This window comes from Nonomuraea fuscirosea (assembly GCF_035917475.1).
In the GTDB taxonomy this organism is placed as follows: domain Bacteria; phylum Actinomycetota; class Actinomycetes; order Streptosporangiales; family Streptosporangiaceae; genus Nonomuraea; species Nonomuraea fuscirosea.
On record NZ_CP109074.1, the window covers coordinates 668,815 to 691,795 of the forward strand.

Below are 22,981 nucleotides of genomic sequence, written 5' to 3' on the forward strand. Positions count from 1 at the left end.
CCGGTGTGACGGTCCATCAGTTCCGACAGCGCGACCAGGTCGTTTCATGGCGCGATGATCAGGCCGGCCGCGAGGGGCCGACCGAGCGTGCCGGGCACCGGGATGGGGGCTCCGGCCGGGCCCGGGAGTGACGGATCGGGTTGCGCTGTAGAGGACGGGTCGAGCCAGCCGTGGTAGTGGTCCTCGAACTTGAGGATCATGGGCCGGCCGGTGTGTCCCCGGGCCAGGCGCAGTTCGGCGTGCACGGCCTCGGAACCGACGGTGTTGAAGCGGACCCGCTCGGCCGAGGGAGACCATCGCGCACAGGCGTTCGGCGACCCGTACCTCCAGCGCGTGCTGGGCGGAGAACAGGATGCCGCGCGACACCTGCGCGGTCACGGCCTTGACCACGGCGGGCGGGCAGTGCCCGAGCAGCGCCGGTCCCTGGCCGAGCTCGCGAGGTCCCTGCACCGGTCGGAAGGGCTCCGGACGGCAGAGCCGAGTGACAGTCGGTGTCGACCGACGCAGGCAGCCGGTCCTCGGAAGTACTTCTCCGATCACTCCGCGCGACCGCCGCGAGTCCGGACCCATCGGGGCTCGCGGCGGTCGGCAGGAGCGGTGACGGTCAGGACAGCACCCTCACGCTGTGACGGGTCCCGACCGAGACGGTGCTGCCCGGTGCGACCACCAGCCCGGCGCCGGCGCATCCGGGTTCGGTGTGGACGGTGACGGGCGCGTTGGTGTGGTTGGCTACCTGGGAGATGGCGAAGGCGGTGTTGATGCACCCGGCCTTCGGGTTCTGGACCACCAGGCTGCCTTCCGGCCCCCGGAGACCGAGCTGGCCGGTCGCCGCCACGGCCGGCGTGGCCACGATCGCCAGCGCTGAGGCGGCCGCCACCGCGATGGCATAACGAGCAATGATGCGCATGAAAAACCTCCTGTTTAGGGCACATGCCGGCGCTGACACATCCGCCTCCCGATGTCTGGCGATCGACGGGCGCGACATGCCTCCATGGTTGCGGCGATCGACTTCAAACCGGTGTCAGCTCGGCTTGGCCGCCGAACGCGGGCTGTCGGCGTCCCGTCGTGCTCGCCCTCGCCACGACAGGCGGCCTGCCAGAACAGCCGCTCCTGGCCGGAGGGCTGGTCCGGCCCGCCACCGCACGTACCAGAAGGTCCAGCCGCGGAGCGGCCGGGTCGCGCCACGCCGAGCGGTGCCTCGACTGGTTCCGCGAGACGCAACGCGACACCTACCAGGCCGCCGGCCAACCGCTTGAGGCGGGCCGGTGCCGGCGCGGTGCTGAGGAGATCCTGGACGAGATCCGCCGTCACGACGACAGCGCGGCACACTCGCCGCTCATCTCGCCTTTCGCCGTCGGTTGAATCGCGGCGCGACCTTGGCACGAACCTCCGTCGGCCCGTCATGAAGCCAGGATGAAACCGTGGCCTGCGAGGCTGACGATGCAGAAGTAGCCGAACGAGGAGAAGGATTCATGAACGCAGCCGTGGAACGTGGGGCCTGGGCGGCCAGGGTCAGTGCCATGGCGGTCGGCGCCCTGACCGTGACGCTGCTTGGTACGGCACCAGCTCAGGCGGTCACCGCCGAGTCCGGCGCGGCGACTGCCGCGCCGTGCAGGAAGGCAGCCAGCGCCAACGGCGACACTGTCCGGTTGTGGTACTGCAACGGCACCGGGGGCACCAAGCGCGGCTACCATGGCGCGGCCCTGCTGAGCAACGGCGCGAACGTCTCGCTTCGCGACAGCCGTGGGCAGAACGTGGTCAACCCGAAGGTTGCTACCAGCGGGCGCGGCTGGCACAACACCCCCACCACCGTTTGGTCCGGCCCGTTCAAGGTTTGCACCGGATTCCGGGGGACCACGGGAACGTGTACGAGACTGGCCCGATAGCGCCCATCCGGGCGGCGTGACCGGCCGCGGCTCACGGCCGCGGACGGCAAGCACCGCCGGATCCCCCCCTCGGGATCCGGCGGTGCTTTCTGTTGCCCAGGTCGGTGTGCCGGGTCAGCCCGTCTCCCCAGCGGTGGTGCGAGTCACGGTCAGTAACAGACGTAGCCTCCGCTCGTCACGCCGAGCCCGCCATCGGTGAGGTCCTGCAACTGGCCGATGAAGCAGCCCTGGGTGAGAGGCTGGTCATACCAGATGTACCCCTTCACCTGGCCCGTGGAGATCCAGAAGGCGCCGTCGTCCCAGCCGACCTGTCCGGGACTGTAGTACCGCAGCCTGATATAGCGCTTGGCGCCGGCGTTCTTGTCGTACCAGACCGTGATCTTCGCCGCGAGGCTGCTGGTCGGCGCGACCCGGATGCACAGGTTGCCGTTACCGAGATTGCGGCACGCCTCCCTCGTGGGCGCCAGGGCGGCGGATTGCGCCGCGCCGGCTCCCTGCAGACCCGCCATAGCCGTCAGCACGGCCGCACAGAACAGAGACAGTCGTCTCCACATGTTGCTCTCCTGTTGTCCGGGGATCTCGAAAGAGTGACGGGCCGCCGGGCGCAGGGGACGGCGCCCGGCGGCCCGGGCGGTCACGGGCCGCGGTATCCGGCCTCGTCCAGGCTGGTGCGCAGGGCCCTGGCGTAGGCGGAGGTGCCCGAGTCGTTGGGGTGCAAGGATTCCCTGCTGACGCAGGTGAGGTCCACGAAGATGCACATCGGGCTGGGGTCGTCGCCGGCGTGGAAGTCGCCGTCACCGGCCGGGGTGAACTTGATTCCGTTGATGTAGCTGTCGGGGTCGCAGACGCCGTGCAAGATGAACTGGCTGTAGGGCTCCGCGAAGTACACGGGGATGCCTCCGGCGCGCAGCGCGTCCACCCGCTCCTTCGCCTTGATGCCCATCTGCGTCACGAGGTCGGCGATGGCGCGGGCGTCCTCCACAGTGATCAGCGTTGAGAGGCTGCACTCGCCGATGGTGCTGACCGGCACGGGGTAGCCCTGCAGGATGATTTTGGCGTTCTTGGCCTCTTCCCGGATCGCCCTGATCACCCGTTCCACGTTGTTCACCATGGTGCCGACTCCGGCCTTCTGGTTGTCGATGGCGGAGACGCAGAGCGGGTCGGTGCCTGGGACGATGCAGTTGGCGACGACCTTGGCGAAGATGCCCTTCTCGCCGCCGTCCACGATGTCGTTGCCGCCCATGCTGAGGACGACCAGCGTGGTGTTCTCGGTCAGCACGCCGGACTTGACCTGCGCGAACTCGTGGAACTGTCCCTCGCCCTTCTCGTAGTCGCCCGGCGAGGCCCAGGATTCCGGGGTGAGCCAGCCGCCCGCGTTCCCGGACTTGGCTCCCGAGCAGGCCACGAAGCCGAGTTCGTGGTTGGCGTCGAACCGGTCGACGAGCGTGCCGAGATTCTCGGTGTCACCGGGCAGGACGACCTTGCGCGAGTAGGCGTCGTTGCTGCGGCGGCAGGCGTTCCACCAGGCGGTGCCGTGGTCGGCGTCGGAGGAGGCGAAGTAGTCGCCCGCGCCCTCGCCGGAGCTGTAGGAGTCGCCGAGCGCGGCGACGATGTGCTTGGGCTTGGCCGGCAGTTTCTGGACGGCGATGGCGTCCCAGGCGACGCGGACGGTGCCCTTGCCGTCCTTGGTCTCGTTGGTGAGCCGGATGCTGGGGACGGTGCCGTTGAAGTTGTAGACCCCCAGCGACACCCAGCCGTTGCGGCCGATCTGCTGCGGCAGGTACCGCTTCTTGCCGTAGGTGCGGCTCCCGTCCGTGTCGATCTCGTAGCGGGCCTGCTGCGTGCGCGCTCCGGTGACCGGCAGATGCACCAGCACCCGGGCCCATCCGGCGCTCTGGTTCAGCGTCCAGGTGCCGACCGCTCTGCGGACTTCGTCGCTGCTCGGAAGGGTGTTGCTCATCCAGAACTGGCCGGCGAAGCCCGAGCCGATCTGATGCATGTCGATCTTGCCGGGATAGTTGCCGTTCAGGTCGTTCTGGAATCTGAACTGGAAGGTGCCGGCACTGGTGTACTGCGGGGCGCAGTTCGGTCTGATCGAGGGAACGGAGGGGGGCAGATTGTCGACGACCAGGGCGCCGCTCGGCAATCCGCTGAGGCCGCAGTTCGGGGCGTAGTTGGTGGCGTCCTCCTGATAGGCGTAGCCGGCGTCGAAGCGCTCCCTGCCGTTGCCGCAGGTGGTCGGGCAGTTGGCCTTCCACGTGGACGCCTGGTGCCACCAGCATTTCAGGTCGTACTGGCCGAGGGCGTTCTTGTGCGCGCAGGGACCGGCGGGCTCGCCGATCACCTCGGGGTCGTTCGGCGTGTGGGACGCGCCGGGGTAGCAGTCGTTGCCGGCCGTGCAGAACTGCACGACCGGCGGTTTGACGTTGTAGCGGTCCGCATTGGAGTTCCACCAGGCGTACAGGTGGGAGTACACGAGGGTGCCGGGGCTCTCGATGAGCTCGATCGGGTGGCCGGCGAAGCCCAGCACCTTCTCCGGGTACGGCCAGTGCTGCGGGTGCGCTGCGTCGGCGTAGGAGGTCTCCATGAACGGGGGACGGTCGGCCGGGTAGCGCGGATTGACCGGGTTGTTCAGCCAGCCCAGCCCCCACGGGTTCGTTCCGCTCGGCTGGTGCAGGCCGGAGTTGTAGGCCCACACCGCGAAGAACCAGTTTTCCAGCCCCGCGGCGGTGCCGTTGTTGACGATCAGCCCCGCCCTGCGGGTCTCGTTCCACTTGTCCTGCAGCATCTGCAGGCCCTTGGCGATGTTGGCGGCGAAGTCGAGGGCGATCGCCCGCTGCTGGTTGACGGGCAGCGCGGTCTCGCCCGGCTTCTCCTTGCCGGCCAGGCGCATGCCGTCGGTGACCTGCATGATGCCGTAACCGCAGTCGGCCTTGTCCCAGCGGATGTTCCAGTCGTCGTTCTCGGTGTCGTTGTAGTAGTCGATGCCGAAATAGTTGCCGATCAGGGGGTTGGCCGTAACGCCCGGGATGGCGAAGCGGGCGGCCTGCCACGTGTTCGACTCCTGCACGGCGACGCCCATCATGATCTGCGCGGGCACGTGCCCGCCGCCGTCGAGCGCCCTGGGCGGGAACAGGCCCTGCGGCGTGTACGCGGGCATGCCCAGGTTCTTCCAGTTGGCCGGCCGTTGCACGTTCAGCACGCCGAGCACGGCCTGGTCGACGGCCCACTCCACCTGCCGCGGCTTGGGCTGCATGACCTGGCTACGCGGATCGTTGCGCGCCACCGAGCAGACCTGCTGGGCGCCGTCGGCGGGGTCGTTCGGGCCGCCGCCCGCGGCGAGCGCGGACCGGCCGAGCGCCAACCGGCCGAGCGCCGGGCTCGGCTCCGCGCCGCCGCCCGCGCCGTTCACCGGCGTCACCGAGAGTGTGAACGGCTTGTTCGTGGCCAGCGACGTGGCGGTGATGTCCACCCGCTGCGGCGCGTCCGGGTCGACGGGCGCCACCCGCGGGTCCTTGGTGTTCGTGCGCAGCACCGAGGTCACCGCGAGGCCGCCGGACAGCGACACTCCCGCGTCGGACGGTACGTTGGCGAGCGCCACGCTCGGCGCCGCCGCGGTGCGGGCCGCGGTGGACTTGGCGCCGGTGACGTACACCTGGCCGCCCCGGGCGGCGCGTACGCTCAGGCCGGTGATGCCGCCGGTGGCCAGCGTGGTGACCGCATTGCCCTTCTCCATGTCCACGCGGCGCACAGAGGCGTTCTGCTCGTCATCCATCTGGGCGTACACGACGCCGCCGTCGGCGTCGGGGGCCAGCCGGTACGGCACCCCCTTGGCCGAGGCCAGCACCGTGCGCTTGCCGTCGGGGCGCACCCGGACCACCGCGCCGGAGTCGGCGGCCACGATGCCGTCCTTCACCGGCACCGCCGAAGTGAGCTGTCCCGGCACCTCGATGGGTGACGCCAGCTTCCCCTTGACCGTGTCCAGTTCCAGCAGCCGGGTCGAGGTCAGGTCCTCCCCGCTGCCCTGGGTGAGCACCACCGACTCCGACGGGCCGCAGCCCGGGTTGAAGTAGGCCAGGCTCGTCTGCGCTTTCAGCTTGCGCACCGGGCCGCCGTCGAGGTCCACGATCGCGGTGAACCCGCCGCGATCGGCCAGCTCGGCCTTGTTGGTGAACGTGCGGGGCGCGTACACCACGACGGCTCGTTTCCCGGAGGCCGTCACGCAGACGTTGCCGATCCACGCGTCGGTGTCGAACCCGGGCTCCGACAGTGACGCGGCGGTCCGCCACCGGTAGCCGTCCTTGGCGTCGGCCACCAGCACGTGGAAGCCGCTGGCGTCCCCGCTCGTGGCCACGGCCCGGTCGGCGGACTTCTCCCATCCGCTGCCCAGCACTCCGGCGCGCTCGCCGGTGGCCAGGCTCTCGGGAGCCGCGGACTTCGGGGCCGGTACGGTGAGGTCGGCGTTGGCGGGCGGTGGGGTCGGCGTCGGTTCGGCGGCGGCCGGAGGCGGGGCTGACAGCTGGCCTAACAACACGGCCGTGACAGCCGCCATGGCGGCCAGGGATTTGAAACAGCTCATGATCTTCCCGATGGTGGAGAGAATGGCGGTTCATCAGCGGCGGTGCCGCGGTCGCCGGTAGGCTCACTCAGGCGCTGATATGCGTCAGGCCTCGTGCGCCCTACGGTGGCAGGGGCACGCAATGATCGTGCGTTCCCGGGAAACGCGGGTCCAGGACAAAGACGCGGACGCTCGCCGGACATTTTGCACGTTTCGCGGGCGCTTCCGGGAATCGTCATTCGGCCGGGTTCCGTTCGCCTGTTTGCTGGTGACGGCAGAAAAGACGGGCGAATGTCGACGGTGTTACCGCCGCACCTGTCGCCGCTCCGGATGATGAGGAGTTCTGAAGGTGGAATGAAGGAGCCCGTTGCTAATGTGCGGCAGGTGACCCCCCTGGCACCCTCCGCCGCAGGTGCTGCGACCGCCACCGCAGTCGGCGCCGCCACGACGGCGTAGTACTTCTTCCATCGGGCGATCTGATCTATCCATCACGCTGCTGGACCCCTGTGAGGACCCTTGCCGCGGGTACTCCGGCAGCCACCCATCTCCTTCGAAACATCCCACCGTGAAGGACGGCGAGTGAACATGCCCACCATTCGGCAGCGGTCGCTCCGCATGACGCTTATCGCTACGGTATTTGCCATCGGCTTGCCTTTAGGCGCTTGTCCCGCATCAGCAGCGGACATGCCCTCGACCCTGCCCCAGCTCACCCAGCTCTACGAACTGTCGACCCCCGCCGGCGGATATTTCTACACCGCCAGCGCGGCCGAGCGGGACTCGGCGATCCGCGACCACGGGTTCGGGCCCGCGGGCTCGTCGGCCGCCCGTTTCATCTCCCGGACGGTCTTCCCCGGCAGCGTGGCAGTCCACCGGCTGCGGGCCGCCGACCGCAGCGTCTATCGGCTCGCCCGCCCCGACGAGGCCGCGGTTCTGCGTGACAGCGGCGACTGGGTGGACGAAGGCGTGCTGGGCCACGCCGACGCGGACGGACAGTTCGACCCGTCGCGCCTGCCGACCGGCGAACGGCTCGCCGCCGTGTACCAGATCAGCTACGCGGGGATCTGGCGCGCGGCCAATGCCCGGATAATGAACCACTACTGCTATCAGATGGTTCCGCCGTGGCACCTCGACGGCAAGCTTCCCTCCCTGTGGGCCCTGGAAGCGGCATGACGGCCGTCCCGGCCGGGGCAGGGCAGGATGGCCCGGCCGGGACGGCGACCAGCGCGGCCGGTGCCCCGGTCAGTCCGCCAGGCTGTTGCGGACCGTCCGGACGTTCCCGGTCAGGCCGTGGTCCATGCCGAGTTCGCGCTCCCTGGCGATCATGGCTGCCGGCCGGAAATTATGGATGTACGCGCGGCGCGGCCCGTCGGTGGTGTGCCGCGCGAGTAGTGCAACGTGCGCCCGGCGTGCACCACGGCGGAACCCGGGGGCAGCGGCACCGGCGTCGCCCCCGGCTCGTCCTCCGAACAGTCGCACTCGATCGCGCCGCCGCGGAACGGCAACCGCTCGACCGCCGTCGCAGAAACAGATGTGAAGCCATGATGAAACTGCCAATTGTTACTGTGGCGGTGCGAAAGGGGCACGTACCGTGTGAATGCGGTATGTGATCTCCTGTCCAGGTATTTCGACTGCCAGAGGGAGTGGTTTTTCGCATGACAAAGATTCTGACGCTCACGGTTCTGCGCCTCAACCGAGGCAAGATGGGCGGACGTTACCACTGGGCTACGCCTACCGGATGAATATCGGGGAGGTCCGGCCAGAAGGCCGGACCTCCCTCTCTCCTGAGATGGAATCGATGTCCGAACCATATGAACCCGTCCCCGGCCCTTCCGGTAAACTTCTGATCGGTAACACCTATGAATACGACCGTGATCGCCTTGGCTTCCTGGCGCGCGCACAGCGCGAATATGGGGACGTATTCCGTTTCAGTTCGTCAACGGTCGTCGTCCAGGATCCGGAACTGATACACGACGTTCTGGTCCGGACGAATGCGGAATTCCGTGCAGAGAGCCCGCTCGTGTCGGGTGCGACGGGCAGGTTTCAGGACATCATCGACCGCCGGCTGCCCGTCTGGATGTCGACACGGCGCAAGGGCTGGCGTGGCATGAATCTCGCCGGATCGGCGGCCTACAGTTCCCGGCTGGTGGGACAGTTCGCCGCCATCATGGATGAGCAGGCCGACCGGGAGGTCGATGTCCTGTCCCTCATGAAGTCCTTCTCCGGCCAGGCCATCGCCGATTTCTGCCTGGGCGGTCCTCCGGCAGACCGGGAATCGGTGCGGGCGGTCGCGGAGGCTGTGGACAGGGCCGCGACGGCGGCCGTCGCGCTGATGTCCAGCTCGCTGACGCTGCCGCACTGGCTGCCCACTCCCCGCATCCGCAGGTTCCGCCGCACCGCGCAGGACGTCAGGTCCGTGCTTCTCGATCAGGTCGCACGCCGGCGAGCGGCGGTCATCCGGCCGCACACCCAGGACCTGCTGGATGAACTGCTTCATGGTGCGGGAGCAGAGCTGACCGACGAAGCCATCTATGACGTTCTCAATGTGGTACTACGCGCATCTCATGGTGTACCCGGCGCCTCCCTCAGCTGGATCGCGCGCCAGTTCGCGATGGATCCGGACCTCGCGGCACGCGTGCGAGCCGAAGCCGACGAGGTGGGCCTCGCCACGTCAAGCGACCCCCTCGGGATAGCCGACTTCCCCTACACCGAGGCCGTGATCAAGGAAGTGCTGCGGATGTATCCGCCCACGTGGCTGATGGGGCGCGACATCGTCCGCGAGACCCGCGTGGGGAAGTGGACTCTGCAGCCCGGACAACATGTGATGTTCTGTACCTATCTGGTGCACCGGGATCCCCGATGGTGGAAGGACCCGGAAGAACTCCTTCCGGAACGATGGCTCGACGGCGATACACCTCATAGCCGATACGCGTACTTCCCCTTCGGCGCGGGACCGCGCATCTGTCTGGGCAATCAGCTCGGAATGTTGCAGTTGATTCTGGCCGCTGCCTGGCTAGCCACAAGGTTCGACATCGAAGTCACCAACCTGGAGATCGCTGTGCCGGCGCCGCAAGCACTGCTTGTCCCTCGCGGGTTGCGCGCCGTCTTTCACTCCCGGGTATAGGCCTCGCATTCGTCATGAGAATGCGGCCCGCCGGGGAGCGAACAGGAGAGAGATGACTGTCGCCGAAGACAATGTGGAACGGGGGGAGCGGGAAGCAGACGCCGGTTATCGGTGGCGCTGGCCCGCTCTGATCATCATCATGATCGGCTCCGCCATGGAGCTTCTCGATGTTTCCGTCACGGTCCTCGCCGGACCGACGATCCGGTCGGGCCTCCAAGGTGGTACGTCGGATCTTCAGTGGTACAGCGCGACCTACACCCTGGCGCTGGCCTGCGGCCTGATGACGGGCGGCCGGCTCGGTGACATCGTCGGCCGCAAGAGAATGTTTCTCATCGGCATGGCCGGCTTCACCATCGGTTCAGCGCTGTGCGCGGCCGCCGTCACGTCAGAAATGCTCATCATCATGCGGGCCGTCCAGGGGCTGTTCGGTGCGGCGATGATTCCACAAGGCCTGGGCATCATCAAGGAAATTTTCCCGCCGAGGAGTCTGCCGCTGGCGTTCAACGCCATGGGGCCCTTCATGGCCGTCTTTTCCTTGGGCGGGCCAATTCTCGGGGGCTGGCTGTTACAGGCCGACCTGCTGGGCGCCGGCTGGCGGATGATTTTCCTGGTGAATGTGCCGATAGGGTTGATCGGCGGGCTGGCCGCGTTGCTCACCCTGCCGCCAGATCCGCCTCCACGGTCGGTCAAACTGGATCTGCCAGGTGTGGCACTGGCCTCAGCGGGATCGCTTCTGATGATTTTCCCAATTGTCCAGGGCCGCGAGCACAACTGGCCGATCTGGACATATGCGATGATGGGCGGATCGTTGGCGGCGTTCATCATGTTCGGCCGGCTCGAAGCGCGCAGGAGCCGCTTGGGCGGCGATACTCTTGTCGTGCCGAGCCTTTTCCGGAAGCGTTCCTATGTTGCCGGGATCACCGTGGGCCTGCTGTACTTCGCAGCGCTTTCCGGCTTCGGGCTGGCATTCACGTTGTACCTGCAGCTCGGACTGCGCTATTCGCCGGCGAAGACGAGCCTGATCGGCATGGCGATGACAGTGGGAATCATCGTCGGCTCGCTCGTGATGCCGAAGTTGAGCAAGTACGGCCGAAGGGTGTTCCACGGCGGCGCCGCGATAACCGTCGCCGGCCTTCTGTCGCTGCTGTGGGCGATGCATATGGACGTCACGCCGTGGCGACTCGTACCCTCGCTGCTGGTGGCAGGGCTGGGATCCAGTCTGATGATGGGGCCCTTCTTCGCGTTGGCCCTCTCCGACGTCGAACCTCACGAGATGGGTACGGCAACGGGCACGCTGTCGGCACTTCAGCAGGGGGGAAGCTCTGTCGGCGCCGCTTTGCTCGGCACCGTCTTCTTCGAGGTGGCCAACCACAGATCTTCCGTTTCGTTCGCCGCGTTCGCCGCGTTCGCGGTGGCTGTAGGTATGGCCGCCCTCATGTTTCTGGCGGGCTTTCTTTTCCCGGCTTATCGCTCCGAGCCGGATCCGGAGTCATGAGGTCATCGATCTCGGCGTTCCGTAAACGACAAGAATCGCTCCGGCGCCTGCCTGCACGGTGATGCTCGTTCATGGCGCCCTGGCTGTTGCACAATGAGGTGTTAGCTCGATGTCCGACTTTCAGGCCCTCGTCACCGGCGCGACGGGCAACGTCGGGAGCGCGATCCTCGGGGTCATGAAATCCCGCGGCGTGCTCGTCCGTGCCCTCGCGCGCAACCCCGAGATGCTTCCCGAGCACCCGCTCGTCGACGTCGTGCAGGGCGATTACGACGATCAGCGTTCTCTTGACGCCGCCACCGCCGGCGTGAGGGCGATCTTCGTGCTGACGACGCCCGAGTCGCCTGTGCCGCGTCACGACCGGGCGATTCTTCGGGCAGCCCGATCGGCGGGCGTCACCAGGATCGTCAAGCTCTCCACCACCAGTGCAGGCGCCCGAGGACCGAACAACCGGATCGTGGGAAGCTGGCACCGCGCCGCCGAAGATGCCGTGATCGCCAGCGGGCTGCCCTGGACGATCCTGCGCCCGTCCAGCTTCGCCTCGAACTTCCTCCGATGGGCGGATGCGATCAATGAGGGTCTTCCGATCCCCAATATGACGGGTTCCGGTCTCCAGGGCGTCATCGATCCGCGGGACGTGGCCGCGGTCGCGGCCGAATGCCTGCTTTCCGGCGTCGGAGCAGGGCAGACCATCACCTTGACCGGCCCCGAGCTGTTGAGCGTTCCAGACCGGGTCGCCCGTCTGGCGCGCGTGCTCGGCCGGCAGATCACCACCGTTGACGTGCCGCCTGACCAGGCGCGGGTGCGGATGCGGTCATCAGGTATGGATGCCCCTGCCATCGAGATGGTCATCGCCGGAGCGACCTGGGCAGGGGAAGGAGGCGACGCTCACCTCACGGAAGAGGTGAAAAGGATCCTCGGGCGCCCGCCGGGCACGTTCGAAAACTGGGCTATTGATCATCGAGCAGCCTTCAACGCCCCGTCACCATGAACTGTCGGCGTGATCGTGACACGACGACGACATGGTGCGGACGAGTTACGGAGCGCGCGCTCGAAAGCATCCGGCCTGTGGGCGGGCACGGACTAGCTCGCGCTGGACGACCTCTGCGTCCGCGCCGAACAGCGTGGCTGGAGGGTCGGGGAGTAGTTGACGCGTGCCGACGTGCGGGCCCAGCGGTTCTACCAGCGCATCGGGTCCGGCCTGTTCACCAAGGTGATCTGCCGGTGGCAGGTGACGGAGCCGGTCCCGTCGGCCAGCCGTGAGAGCCCGCAGCGCGGCGGGGACACGGTCGTCGCAACTGTCGAGGGCGCCCGGCGCTTCTACGACCGTAACGGATGGATCGACGAGGGCCTGTTCGACCATGTCGCAACGAGCGCGGCCGGGGCCATCGCCGTCCTGAAAGTCCTCGGCGGGCATGCGGACGATCCGGCCGAGGGCTGAGTTCCGCAGCGTACAGTTCTGCGCGGCGCGCGAACGCGTCCCGGCCCTGCCGCAGGATCGGGACGCCGCCGGTGAAGCAGACCGACATTCAGCGGTCTCATGAGCACATCCGTGATCGTGAGGCCGCTGACGCCGCGCCGACCATGTCTACAAGGGCCGGCTCGATGCCGTGGTCGAGGTGTTCACCAGGGCGCAGCGACCGGCCTGCGGGTACGAGTTCGTGAAGGGCGTTCGCTACCTGGTGCTCGCCAGGGTTCGCGACTCGAGGCCGACCACCACGTTGTGCTCGGGCAACCTGCGCCTTCCTGCCGGTGACCAGCCGTTGCGGCCCTCCGACCAGGTGCAGGGCATGGAACCGCTCACTCCCGAACCGATCGCCGCCTTGGGAACGCCGACTCGGGTGAACCCCGAGCCCCCACCCGCCCGGAACCGGACCGGCCTGGTGGTGATCGCCGTGGTGATGGGAGCAAGGGTGGCGGCGGGCATCACGTGGAACCGCAGGAGTACTCGGGCCCGCGACCGGTGGCGCCGCCGCCCCCATCCGCTTCTTGGTGCGGGCTGCACGCGACCTGCATGCCGCCACTCATGACACCGAACGCCCGGGCCCGATACTCGTCCGAAAGCACGTTGTTGAACAGTGCTTGAGCAGCGGGCAGCAGCAGTGACATGACCACGCCGCAGACGGCGACCATGAGGAGTACGCAGGCGAGCACAGCAAGCCGCCGATCGTCATGCCAAGCGAATTCGCAGCCATGATGAGCCCCTGGGCCACATCCGAGCCAGTGCCGAGTTCGGCCGCCCAGGACTCCGGGACGATCACAAAGGTAACCGTCGCGAAGACGATCAGGGCGATGGCCCGATGTGCTATTACCGAATTGGACCGGGTTTCATCCTGGTCCAGGACGTGCGTCAGCCGTCGACGGCAGCGCGGTTTCGAGCGCGACGAATCCGCTCTCGCGAGTGAGGCCGGGCACGGCCTTTGATGCCACGTCACCGTTCTGCGTGCGTGATCGGTCCCTGAGCGGTCAGAACTAGTCGAGGGCACGCCTGAGTACTGGCCCGCCAAGATGACAGACGGACCTAAATAGGCACCGCTGGTGGCGAATCGACTGCGTCCGCGTCGCCCATCGGCTGGGCGTCACCGACGAAGTGTTCCAACTCGCCACCACTGAGCAGTCGCACGCGAGCGGGCGCACGCTCCACCCACTCGGCCAACGCCCGCGTTGGCAGGCTGCCGTTCGCGCCCGCGAGTATGAGATTTCCGATCCGGTCGCCGCGCAGCACATCCGGCTCACAGAACAGGCACACATCGCCGAACGCCGCACGCAATGTCGCAACCTGACGACGCGCGAAATCGAAGGGTACCGAATCCACGATGTTCAACGCGTACTGCCCGCCTGGGTGCAGTACCTCTGCCGCCGCGGTGGCGAACTCCAGACTCGTGAGCCGCGCGGGTACCCCGGTCCGGATCAATACGTCCGTGACGATGAGATCGTAGGCTCGCGGACGCGAAGACCGCATTGCGTCCCGCGCGTCCGCGATACGGATTTCTATCGCGGAATCAGACGGCAACGGCAACACTCTCCTGACCGCCTCCATCAGCGCGGCGTCCCGATCGACGACCAGCTGAGCCGACCCCGGCCGGGTGGCGGCCACGTACCGCGGGAGCGTGAGACCTCCGCCCCCCAGGTGCAGCGCCCTGATCGGCGCACCATGGTCCGCGACACAGTCTGCGATCGACGCGAGCCACTGAACATACTTGAATCTCAGATGACGTGGGTCAGCGAGGTCCACATAGGACTGCGGAAAAGAGTCAAATAGCAGCACCCAGAATCCGGGGCGATCGGGATCCGGTGTCAGGTCGACCGCGCCGAAATCGGTCGGCACACTCACTGCATCTTTGGGTCGTTCATAGACAGTCATAAAGCAACAGACCTTCCTGGCGACCTGACGGCAATGCATGCACGTCCGTCCATTAACCGACCGGCGGGCTCTCCGGAGAGCTAGGAGATCCATAAGTATCAGTCGACATGAGTAATAGATCCAGGCCAACGGCAGGGTATTTACCGGACACTTCGAGCATCGGACATCCGTCCCTGCACCCAGAGTGCCGCGCGAGATGGCCGCTCGCCACGCGAATGGACCCCGGATCGCTCGACGGGTGGGCGCCGCATGCTGGTAGCGGCCCCTCGGTGCGGCTCGGCAGACCTTCGCACGTACGGTAGCAGGTGCTCGCTTCACGGGATCGAATGTCCATGATGGCCAGGTCGCCGGCACCGTAGGAGAACGACAGGTGCCTTTGCCGCGCCGCGCCGCACTGGGTTCTGGCGTCCGGTCCGAGTTTCACCCCGGGCCAGCACAGCGGACTGCGGAAGGAACCAGGCGACCTGGGAACTTACCTTGGAAGATCAACGATCACAACAACCGTCGCTCCCGCCGGCCCCCGCCGGGACCTTTCACCACCGAAGAGCGAGCCTTGACCGAACAGGGGTCAACCCGGCCTCCGACCGCCGAACAATCCGGCCTCCAGCACCTTACCGGCACCAGGCCATGACATATATGTCCGGTAAATGCCCTCCTTGGGTCCTTGATTTCGTATCCTTCGCATCGATACTCATGAATAAAGCGTCCGAGAACGGTCACAGAGAGGCGACAAAGGCATGAGAACTGCACTAGCGGCAATAGGCGACAGGCTCCTCACACTCCTCGCGCCCAAGGCGGTTGCCAGCGCGGGGGGATGCGAATACGAGCGAGGTTGCCTCGCCAGAACATGTTATTCAGGGGGCATCAGGTTCAACTACCAGCATTACACGCTCTACAGCAACTGCCATATGGTGTACGACGGTTGTTGCGTCTAGGGCTCCAGTAGGGTTTAATCCTTGAAATTCTGCTTGGTCCCGCACCTGCTGTGGGTTACGGCCCTTTCAGACTGAGTCGGTGCCGAGGTCATCAACGGCTCTTCAGATCGCGCCCTGGCAGGTTCAGGCTGCATTCTGACACCGTCGATCGACCAAAGCACGATTTCTTGGGATCAAGCAGAATGCAAGGCGTAGTCATTCCCCCGAGGGGGTTGGTCGATCGCCATGAATACCAACTCCAACCGCTCCGATCAGAGAGGGTGGACTTCGGAGGGATCCACCTGACTTCTGCCCTGCCGGGAGGGAGCCGGAATATTGATTGCTTATATCGGATTCGGTTGTCGTGTGTTACTTGCGGTGGTGTTCTTCGCCGCGGCGGTGAGTAAAATGCTGAGGCGGCGTAATCGAACTGAATTCCGGGCGTCGTTAGGGGCGTTTGGCGTGAAACCGCGCTGGAGATCTGCTGTCGCTGCAGCGGTGATCACGTGTGAGCTGGCCACAGCGGTGCTGCTGGCAGCCGATGCCACCGCGCTTGCGGGTCTGGGTGTCGGGGCCGCGCTGTTGATCATCTTCACGATGGCGATCAATTCAGTTCTGCGGCAGGGTACGTCGGCGCGTTGCCGGTGTTTCGGCGCATCGACGCGGCCGCTGGGCAGGCGGCACCTGGTGCGTAACGCGATCTTGTTGTCGATCGCAGCCGTGGGTGTTACGGGGACCTCGCTGACTACAGCCCTGGGGATTGCCGGGTGGAACCCGGCAGCGTTGACGGTGTCCGGATTCGTGGCGGTGGTCTTGGCCGCTTTGGTCGTTTCTTATGACGATCTTGTGGCGGTGGTACTTCCCCGTTGAAGGCGTTGAAGCTGAGTCGCCGAACCACTGAGAACGTAATCTTCTGAAGGGGAATGTGTCGATGGATGTGGTGTTGATCGCGGCGGTTGTCGTGGTCGGTGTGCTGGGCGGGCTCAACCTGTTGTTGATGCTGGCTGTCTTGCGGCGGTTGCGGGAGTACGACGAGAAATGGGCACGCGCAGGTATGGACAACCTCGCGGAGCGCAGGCTGGTCCCCGAGCCGGGGACGCGGATCGCCGATTTCACCGCGACCACGCTGGACGGCTCCGAGATCACCTTGCGTGATCCGGCCGGTGTGAGTGGTGCGGAAGGTCCGCTGCTGGTCGGGTTCTTCTCCACCGGATGCCCGTCCTGTCATGAAGAGCTTCCCCGTTTCGTCGAATACGCCGGCACCGTGCGGGGCGGGCGGGCGCAGAACCTGGTGGTGATCTCCGGATCTGCCGACGATGCCGAGGACATCATCGAGGCCGTCTCACCGATGGCCTGCGTAGTGGTCGAGCCGATTGAGGGTCCGCTGATGACCGCGTTCAGCGTGCGGCGCTGGCCCTCGTTCGTCGTGCTCGAGCGGGACGGCACAGTCCAGGCCAGCGCTGGCAGCGTTGCCACTCTGGCGCGCTCGCAGCAGGCCGTCTCGGTGTGATGCGCGCAGCTGATCAGGCTATGGGTGATGACGCGGCGGCCGAGTACGTGGCAGGCGGCGAATCGGGCTGGTGGGAACGATGTGTGACCGCGCTGGGGGTCGCTTGGCAGGCCAGACCGGCACTGCTCGCCGTACAGCTGGCCGGGGCACTGGTCATGGGCGCCACGCCGGTCGCGGTCGCGTGGCTGACCAAGCAGATACTCGATGAGCTGCTGGGGCAACAGCGGTCCATCGGCTGGCTGGTCGGGCAAAGCGCGCTCCTGGCCGGGCTTGGACTGATCGCGGCGGCGCTACCGCACCTTTTCCACTACGTCGATGCCGAAATGGGCCGCTCCATCCGGCTGCACAGCCAAGACCGGCTGTACGCAGCGTTGTCCCGCCTGGCCGGGCTGTCGAGGTTTGAGAATCCGGTCTTTCATGACCGGATCCGGCTGGCTCAGCAATCCGGTGCGATGTCACCGCCAATGATCCTGGACGCCTCACTGGGCGGGGTGCGCACCGTGGTGACCATGCTGGGGTTCACCGGCTCGCTGCTGGCCGTCAGCCCTGTCATGGCCGCGGTGGTGCTGGCCTCGGCCATCCCGGTGGTTGCCGCCGAGCTGGGCTTGAGCACTAGGCGGGGTCGGATGATGTGGACCATCAGCCCGCACGAGCGGCGGCAGGTGTTCTACTCCCAGCTGATGACCGACCGCACCGCCGCCAAGGAAATCCGGCTGTTTGGTCTGGCAGACTTCATCCGCTCGCTGATGTTGGGCGAGCTGCGCCAGGTCAACGCTGCACAGCGGGGGCTGGACCGGCGGGTGTTCCACACCCAGTTCGGGCTGGCCGTGCTGACCGCCGTCGTTTCCGGTGCCGGCCTGGCCTGGGGCATCCTGCAGGCACGCGCCGGTCTGCTGACCTCGGGAGATCTGATCGTTTTCACAGCGGCCGTCGCTGGGGTGCAGACCGGGTTGTCCGGGCTGGTCACCCAACTGGCTGGCGGGCACCAGGCGTTGCTGCAGTTCGGCCACTTCCTCGACGTTGTCAACGCCGAGCCGGACCTGACCACACCGGCTCACCCGGTGCCCGCGGCGCCGTTGCGTGGCGCGATCGAGCTGCGCGACGTCTGGTTCCGTTACGACCCGGACAAACCCTGGGTGCTGCGCGGGGTCGACCTGCAGATACCGGCCGGCTCGCTGCTCGCCCTGGTCGGCGTGAACGGCGCCGGTAAGAGCACCCTGGTCAAGCTCCTGTGCCGGCTGTATGAGCCCACCCGCGGCTCGATCAGCTGGGACGGCATCGACATCCGCCATATCCCCGTCGCCGACCTGCGCGAACGCATCGGCACCGTCTTCCAGGACCACATGAACTACGACTTCACGGCGGCGGACAACATCGGCATCGGCGACCTGCCCGCCCTGCATGACCGTGACAAGATCTGCGCCGCCGCGGCATCCGCCGAAGTACACGCCACCATCGCCGCCCTGCCCCATGGCTACGACACCCTGTTGAGCCGGATGTTCTTCATGAACTCCGACTCCGACGGCTCCACCACGGGAATGACGTTATCCGGCGGCCAGTGGCAGCGGATCGCCCTGGCCCGTGGTCTGATGCGTGGCCGCCGCGACCTGCTCATCCTGGACGAACCCAGCTCCGGCCTGGACGCCGAAGCCGAACACACCATCCACCAGAGGCTGGTCGAACACCGCCACGGCACCACCAGCGTGATCATCTCCCACCGGCTCAACGGGGTGCGGATGGCCGACCGTATCGCCGTCCTCGACGACGGCTGCATCACCGAACAAGGCACCCATGACGAACTGATGGCGCAGGACGGCACCTACGCCCGGCTTTTCCGCAAGCAGGCATCGGGCTACGACACCGGCCACGAGCCGCAGCCGATCCCGTGATCGCCCTGACCTCCGCGCTGACGGTGATCGCAGCGATCTTGGTGGCGACCGTCTTCGTGCGGCGGCGCATCGTGGTCGTCACCGTGTCCGGGACCAGCATGACACCCACCCTTCAACCCGGCGAGAAGCTCCTCGTACGCCGGTGCGGCATCACCGCGTTGAAGGTCGGTGACATCGTGGTCCTGGAACCACCACGCGTACCCGTTTCCCACGAGGTCACGGTCCTGTCCCGCCTGCCGACGCGAACGCAATGGCAGGTCAAACGAGTCGCGGCGCTCCCCGGTGACCCGATCCCGCCACCGGCGCAGGAGGCGGCAGGCACTCTGCGGACCGTCCCCGGCGGTACGCTGATCGTCCTCGGCGACAACAACGCGAGCAACGACTCCCGCCTGAACGGCCCCTACCCCGCCGACCGAATCCTCGGCATCGCCCTCAGGAAGCTGGAGAGCCGGTCATAGTGGTCAGGACGCGAGGTGGTAGCCGTCTTGCCGGCGTCCGGTGTGGGCCAGGGTGTGTTCGACGGCGGCGCGCCGGCGGAGCTGGACGTGGCCTGCCGGGGTGAGCTGGCGTCGGCGAAATCACTACGAACACGATCAGAGACCTGGTGATGCGGTGGCGAGGGGAATCCGACGGGGGATACCGCCGGATGCATGGGGAGTTCGACCGGCTCGGCTATCAGGTCGGCGAAGCGATCGTACGTAGAACCCTCCCGCGGTCGGCGATCCGGCTGGTACCCGAAGCGTTGACGCCTCGTGGCGGATATACCTGCATGCCCAGGCGCAGCTAGGGCTGGCGTTCAAGATCGTGGTGTAGGATATTCAACCACTCTGCGATCTAGATCCTATTTAAGCAGCAATAGCATCATTCGTCACTTTGGCATCAGCGGCGTCTTCTTGTGCCTCTCTCTCGGCGGCCTTGCGGCAGTCGGCCAAGACCTCCAGGCCGAGATAGCGACGGCTTTCGGTCCACTCGTCGTGCTGCTCGGCCAGCACCGGGCGGCGTCGCCACCGTCCAGGAGGCCGGCGTCGTCGTCCGCTGCGACAGCGCGTCGTACCTGTGGCCGCGGGCGGTTGCGTCTTCGAGGGCATCGCAACCGTGCTGAACATCCGGCGGTACGTCGGATACAACACCCAGTGGGCGCACCTCAAGTACGCCCGCGACAACATGAACGCCACCTATCCCCAGCTGGGCCTGCCTGAGAAGATCCCGGGTTTCTCCAGGGACTCACTGCTGACCCGCTGCTACTACGGCGACGTCTGCGAGAAGAAGGGAAAGAATCGAAGGCGTGCCGCGCCTGGTACGGCGCCGATTACTCTCGCAAATATGCGGCTCCGGTGGGCGCCCCGGTGGGGTACCCAGCCGGCCGGACGAGAGCCGGACGGCATTCTCGACGACGGCATCGTGGATTAGCCGGGCGTGCAGGGCGACTGCGATGAAGACCCGTTCAACCCCACCTACGAAGGATTGGCGCAGGCGGGTCAAGGTAAGCCCGATTTTTCGGTGTACGTGATCAGCGGCCCCGCCAGCCAGACCGCCGGAAACGCCATGAATTTGTGGGCGAACAAGGACCGGGTCGTCGACGGGGACAAATTCTGGGTCGATGTACGCGCATGACAGGAAGAGGCGCGGTCCTTGGCATCAGCTTGCGCTTGTAACGCGACAAGGATGCGCGCCCAGACTCCGTTCCGCTGCAGCGGCCCTCTCTGTCAGACTGCTGTGATACATGAGACAGATGAGACCTTTTGATGTGAAGCAGGGCGAGACGGGACGGTCGAGACAGTGACGATGACCCTCGCCGACCAGAGCGCCATGACGGGGCAGGATGGCCGGGTGACCGATGAGCAGCCGGCCCGGCCCAAACGGCGGACGGCTCGCATCCCCGGCTCCACCAGGTCCAACCCGGCGAAACACTCGGCCAGTTCCGCCAGCCAGAGCAGGTAGTACGGAACGGCTCCGGCCTCGGCCAGCCTGTCGTTGCCCGCCGACATCGCCTCGCCCGTCGCGGTGCCGTCCCACAACACCAGATAGCTGCCGGACGGCACGGCCTGCATGACCCGGTCGATGATCGAGTGCATCACCTGCAGGTCCTTCACGTAACCGAGCACGCCCATGAACATCACGGCGATCGGCTGGGTGCAGTCGAGAACCTCGCGCGCCTGCGCGATGATCTGATCTGGATTGATGAGATATGTCCGGCAAGCGACCGGTCAACGTCCTGGATGACGAGCCTCCGGCACGGGAGGATGGTGTGTCACCAGGTCGCCGCAGAACGAAACGCCGCGGTGATGGGCCGAGCCGTTGGAGGTACCTTGCATCGTCGTCTCTTCGCCGGGCTGGCCGTCTGCGCCGGTCTGTCCGCCGTAGCCGGAATGACCGGGGCGCCTGCTCTCGCCGCGACCCAGAAGACCTCGACGCAAAGCGCCGCCGTCGGGGCCGCTCGCGCGCGTGACTAAGCGGGATTTCAGAAGTCCTGCGCGTGACGGGGCGTGAGATCGCGGGCGCGGACGGGCGTTGACAGGGGCCTCGCTGGGAGTTGGATCGAAGTTGCTGGCAACGCCCACCCACCCCGCGAGGTCGTGGTCAGTATGCGCCCGGTCAGCGTGTTCGCCAACGGTCCCGAAGGCTCGATCGAGCAGTTGCGTGCGGACCTGCGCGGCCGGCGGCGGCAGGCCAGGCGGGCGGTGGCCGCCATCCCATCACTGCCCGGCTGCGGGAGTTACCGCGCACCGCGCTGGTGTGGGCCACCGATAAAACTCACATCAGCCTGCTGGTCTCATGATGCGACACGATCGAACTAGGAGGTTCTCGATGTTCCAGACGGGGACGGCTGTCGCGCTGGCGGCGGCGATGTTGTCGGGCGGGCTGCCGCAGGGCATGCTCTTCATGGAGTCGCACCCGCCCGCGAAGGAGTGGGAGACGTACAAGGTGACCGACTCCAACAACCTGCCGCTCCAGCTCGATCCGTGCTTCTTCCGCCACCGCAGGGACGCCGGGCGAGTGGCCACCCGGGCCGTGATCTACGCCGCGGAAACGGAGCTGAAGTACGAGCAACTAGTGATCTACAAGAACGTCAGGCACGCCAAGCGCGCCATGAACCTGCTGCGCAGGGATCTCACGAAATGCGCGGACGTGGGCAAGGGCGTGCACCGCTACCGGTACTTCAGCAAGCCGCTGGACGTGGGTGACGAGGGCCTGCGCGCGGGGGGCCTGTTCTTTGAGAACGGCGAGCATTCGGTGGCCGTACGCCGCGGCGCGGCCGTCTACATCGTCGGCGAGACCGCCTCTCCGACCAAGAGCCTGCCCATCAACCGCTTCCGTCGCCTCATCTCCCAGGCCGAACAGATGACGATCAGGGTCTGCGAGCTGCCGAAGGCGTCGTGCTAGAAGCTGTTTGAAGTTCGGATCTTGGTAAGGTCGGGGGCTGGGCTGGCCGTGACTGGCGTTTCGATGTGACCGACGCCGAGTGGGCGTTGATCGAGCCGCATCTGCCGGTGGCGGCTACCGGGCCGCTGCCCCGGCGGGTGCGTGATCAGTTCAATGGGATCTTGTGGCGGTTCCGCACCGGGTCGGGCTGGCGTGACATGCCGGAACGCTGTGGGCCTTGGTCCACCCTCTACTCCCGGTTCAACGGCTGGGCCAAGGCCGGAGTGTTCCAGGACCTGATGAACGCGTTAATCGCCGAGGCCGCAGCGCGCGGCCAGGTCGGGCTGGAGCTGGTCAGCGTGGACTCCACGATCGTGCGGGCACATCAGGAATCGGCCGGGCTGGCGATCGCCGGAGAGACCCTGGACGCGCTGGAGCGGGCGCTGACCGAGGAAAAAAGGGGCTCCGCTGCCGGCTCCGCTGCCGGTGCAGCCGCCGGTGCAGCCGCCGGTGCTGCGGGTGATGCGCCGCAGGCCGCACGTACAAGGCCTACTCCTCCAAGGCCAACCGCGCCTATCTGCGCCGCCGTCGGATTGGCGCGGTCATCCCGGAGAAGAGCGATCAGCAGGCCAACCGGGAGAAGAAGGGCTATGCCGGTGGACGGCCCGTCACCTTCGATCCGCAACGCTACCGGCAGCGCAACACCATCGAACGCTGCTTCCAGAAGATCAAGACCTGGCGTGGCCTGGCCACCCGCTACGACAATGCCCCGGAAAGCTACGAGGCTCGACCCTGTGGTTACGACTCCTCACCTCAACCACATGATCCGAACTCCGAACAGCCCCTAGCTTGGTTCGACTCCCGCTTCCACCAGCGGGTGAAGG

General features: G+C 66.6%; 21 protein-coding genes and 2 pseudogenes. 16 read left to right on the forward strand and 7 right to left on the reverse strand.

The annotated features are described in order from the left end of the window. Positions 1 to 604: 604 nt before the first annotated feature. Positions 605 to 907: a hypothetical protein gene (locus OIE67_RS03120; protein ID WP_326636446.1), complete on the reverse strand. Its 303-nt coding sequence runs from the start codon at positions 905 to 907 to the stop codon at positions 605 to 607. A 158-nt stretch (positions 908 to 1,065) separates the two neighbouring features. Here OIE67_RS03120 and OIE67_RS03125 point away from each other — a divergent pair, with 158 nt between their 5' ends. Continuing rightward, on the forward strand, positions 1,066 to 1,362 hold the full coding sequence (locus tag OIE67_RS03125; protein ID WP_326636449.1) for a hypothetical protein: 297 nt from the start codon (positions 1,066 to 1,068) through the stop codon (positions 1,360 to 1,362). A 110-nt stretch (positions 1,363 to 1,472) separates the two neighbouring features. Next, on the forward strand, positions 1,473 to 1,886 hold the full coding sequence (locus OIE67_RS03130; protein WP_326636451.1) for a hypothetical protein: 414 nt from the start codon (positions 1,473 to 1,475) through the stop codon (positions 1,884 to 1,886). 149 nt (positions 1,887 to 2,035) lie between these two features. Here OIE67_RS03130 and OIE67_RS03135 read toward each other — a convergent pair whose 3' ends face one another. After that, positions 2,036 to 2,440, reverse strand: coding sequence for a hypothetical protein (locus tag OIE67_RS03135; RefSeq protein WP_326636453.1), 405 nt, complete (start codon positions 2,438 to 2,440; stop codon positions 2,036 to 2,038). A gap of 80 nt (positions 2,441 to 2,520) precedes the next feature. Then, a complete protein-coding gene (locus OIE67_RS03140) occupies positions 2,521 to 6,465 on the reverse strand; it encodes a hypothetical protein (RefSeq protein WP_326636455.1) in 3,945 nt (1,314 codons plus the stop codon). Positions 6,466 to 7,128: 663 nt separating this feature from the next. Between OIE67_RS03140 and OIE67_RS03145 the strand changes: the two genes are divergently transcribed. The 5 genes from OIE67_RS03145 (at position 7,129) to OIE67_RS03165 (ending at position 12,498) form a co-directional block, all read left to right on the forward strand. Further along, positions 7,129 to 7,614, forward strand: a complete 486-nt coding sequence (locus OIE67_RS03145) for a hypothetical protein (protein ID WP_326636457.1) — start codon at positions 7,129 to 7,131, stop codon at positions 7,612 to 7,614. 565 nt (positions 7,615 to 8,179) lie between these two features. After that, entirely contained in the window at positions 8,180 to 9,565 is a 1,386-nt protein-coding gene (locus tag OIE67_RS03150) for a cytochrome P450 (protein WP_326636459.1), read from the forward strand. 52 nt (positions 9,566 to 9,617) lie between these two features. Next, the gene (locus OIE67_RS03155; RefSeq protein ID WP_326636461.1) at positions 9,618 to 11,060 is read left to right on the forward strand and encodes an MFS transporter; all 1,443 of its coding nucleotides are present in this window, start codon (positions 9,618 to 9,620) and stop codon (positions 11,058 to 11,060) included. A 109-nt stretch (positions 11,061 to 11,169) separates the two neighbouring features. After that, positions 11,170 to 12,048 carry an NAD(P)H-binding protein gene (locus tag OIE67_RS03160; RefSeq protein WP_326636463.1) on the forward strand — a complete coding sequence of 293 codons (879 nt, stop codon included), beginning with the start codon at positions 11,170 to 11,172 and terminating at the stop codon, positions 12,046 to 12,048. Between the two features lie 156 nt (positions 12,049 to 12,204). Beyond that, positions 12,205 to 12,498, forward strand: coding sequence for a hypothetical protein (locus tag OIE67_RS03165; protein WP_326636465.1), 294 nt, complete (start codon positions 12,205 to 12,207; stop codon positions 12,496 to 12,498). A 485-nt stretch (positions 12,499 to 12,983) separates the two neighbouring features. Here OIE67_RS03165 and OIE67_RS03170 read toward each other — a convergent pair whose 3' ends face one another. Both OIE67_RS03170 and OIE67_RS03175 read right to left on the reverse strand, forming a co-directional pair. After that, on the reverse strand, positions 12,984 to 13,166 hold the full coding sequence (locus OIE67_RS03170) for a hypothetical protein (RefSeq protein WP_326636467.1): 183 nt from the start codon (positions 13,164 to 13,166) through the stop codon (positions 12,984 to 12,986). 412 nt (positions 13,167 to 13,578) lie between these two features. Next, positions 13,579 to 14,421, reverse strand: a complete 843-nt coding sequence (locus OIE67_RS03175) for a spermidine synthase (protein WP_326636469.1) — start codon at positions 14,419 to 14,421, stop codon at positions 13,579 to 13,581. A gap of 1,250 nt (positions 14,422 to 15,671) precedes the next feature. On the opposite strand from OIE67_RS03175, the gene OIE67_RS03180 reads away from it, so the two are divergent. From OIE67_RS03180 to OIE67_RS03195, 4 genes are all read left to right on the forward strand, one after another. Then, the gene (locus tag OIE67_RS03180) at positions 15,672 to 16,205 is read left to right on the forward strand and encodes a MauE/DoxX family redox-associated membrane protein (protein WP_326636472.1); all 534 of its coding nucleotides are present in this window, start codon (positions 15,672 to 15,674) and stop codon (positions 16,203 to 16,205) included. A 61-nt stretch (positions 16,206 to 16,266) separates the two neighbouring features. Next, positions 16,267 to 16,845 (forward strand): TlpA family protein disulfide reductase, encoded by a 579-nt coding sequence (locus tag OIE67_RS03185; RefSeq protein ID WP_326636474.1) that lies wholly within the window; start codon positions 16,267 to 16,269, stop codon positions 16,843 to 16,845. Between the two features lie 20 nt (positions 16,846 to 16,865). Next, a complete protein-coding gene (locus tag OIE67_RS03190) occupies positions 16,866 to 18,734 on the forward strand; it encodes an ABC transporter ATP-binding protein (RefSeq protein ID WP_326636476.1) in 1,869 nt (622 codons plus the stop codon). Continuing rightward, a complete protein-coding gene (locus OIE67_RS03195; protein WP_326636479.1) occupies positions 18,731 to 19,192 on the forward strand; it encodes a S26 family signal peptidase in 462 nt (153 codons plus the stop codon). Before OIE67_RS03190 ends, OIE67_RS03195 begins: the two co-directional genes overlap by 4 nt. Before the next feature lie 387 nt (positions 19,193 to 19,579). On the opposite strand, the pseudogene OIE67_RS03200 reads toward OIE67_RS03195, so the two are convergent. Further along, a pseudogene (locus OIE67_RS03200) lies at positions 19,580 to 19,726 on the reverse strand (IS256 family transposase); the annotation flags it as partial. Positions 19,727 to 19,829: 103 nt separating this feature from the next. Between OIE67_RS03200 and OIE67_RS03205 the strand changes: the two are divergent. Further along, entirely contained in the window at positions 19,830 to 20,144 is a 315-nt protein-coding gene (locus OIE67_RS03205; protein WP_326636480.1) for a hypothetical protein, read from the forward strand. A 6-nt stretch (positions 20,145 to 20,150) separates the two neighbouring features. Beyond that, entirely contained in the window at positions 20,151 to 20,348 is a 198-nt protein-coding gene (locus tag OIE67_RS03210) for a hypothetical protein (RefSeq protein WP_326636483.1), read from the forward strand. A 92-nt stretch (positions 20,349 to 20,440) separates the two neighbouring features. On the opposite strand, the gene OIE67_RS03215 is transcribed toward OIE67_RS03210, so the two are convergent. Continuing rightward, positions 20,441 to 20,917: an SAM-dependent methyltransferase gene (locus tag OIE67_RS03215; RefSeq protein WP_326645196.1), complete on the reverse strand. Its 477-nt coding sequence runs from the start codon at positions 20,915 to 20,917 to the stop codon at positions 20,441 to 20,443. 402 nt (positions 20,918 to 21,319) lie between these two features. Between OIE67_RS03215 and OIE67_RS03220 the strand changes: the two are divergent. The 3 genes and pseudogenes from OIE67_RS03220 to OIE67_RS03230 all read left to right on the forward strand — a co-directional run. Next, a pseudogene (locus tag OIE67_RS03220) lies at positions 21,320 to 21,475 on the forward strand (IS630 family transposase); the annotation flags it as partial. 67 nt (positions 21,476 to 21,542) lie between these two features. Beyond that, positions 21,543 to 22,118 carry a hypothetical protein gene (locus OIE67_RS03225; protein ID WP_326636484.1) on the forward strand — a complete coding sequence of 192 codons (576 nt, stop codon included), beginning with the start codon at positions 21,543 to 21,545 and terminating at the stop codon, positions 22,116 to 22,118. 65 nt (positions 22,119 to 22,183) lie between these two features. Next, complete coding sequence (locus tag OIE67_RS03230; RefSeq protein WP_407674828.1) at positions 22,184 to 22,945, forward strand: transposase; 762 nt, start codon at positions 22,184 to 22,186, stop codon at positions 22,943 to 22,945. Positions 22,946 to 22,981: the final 36 nt, after the last annotated feature.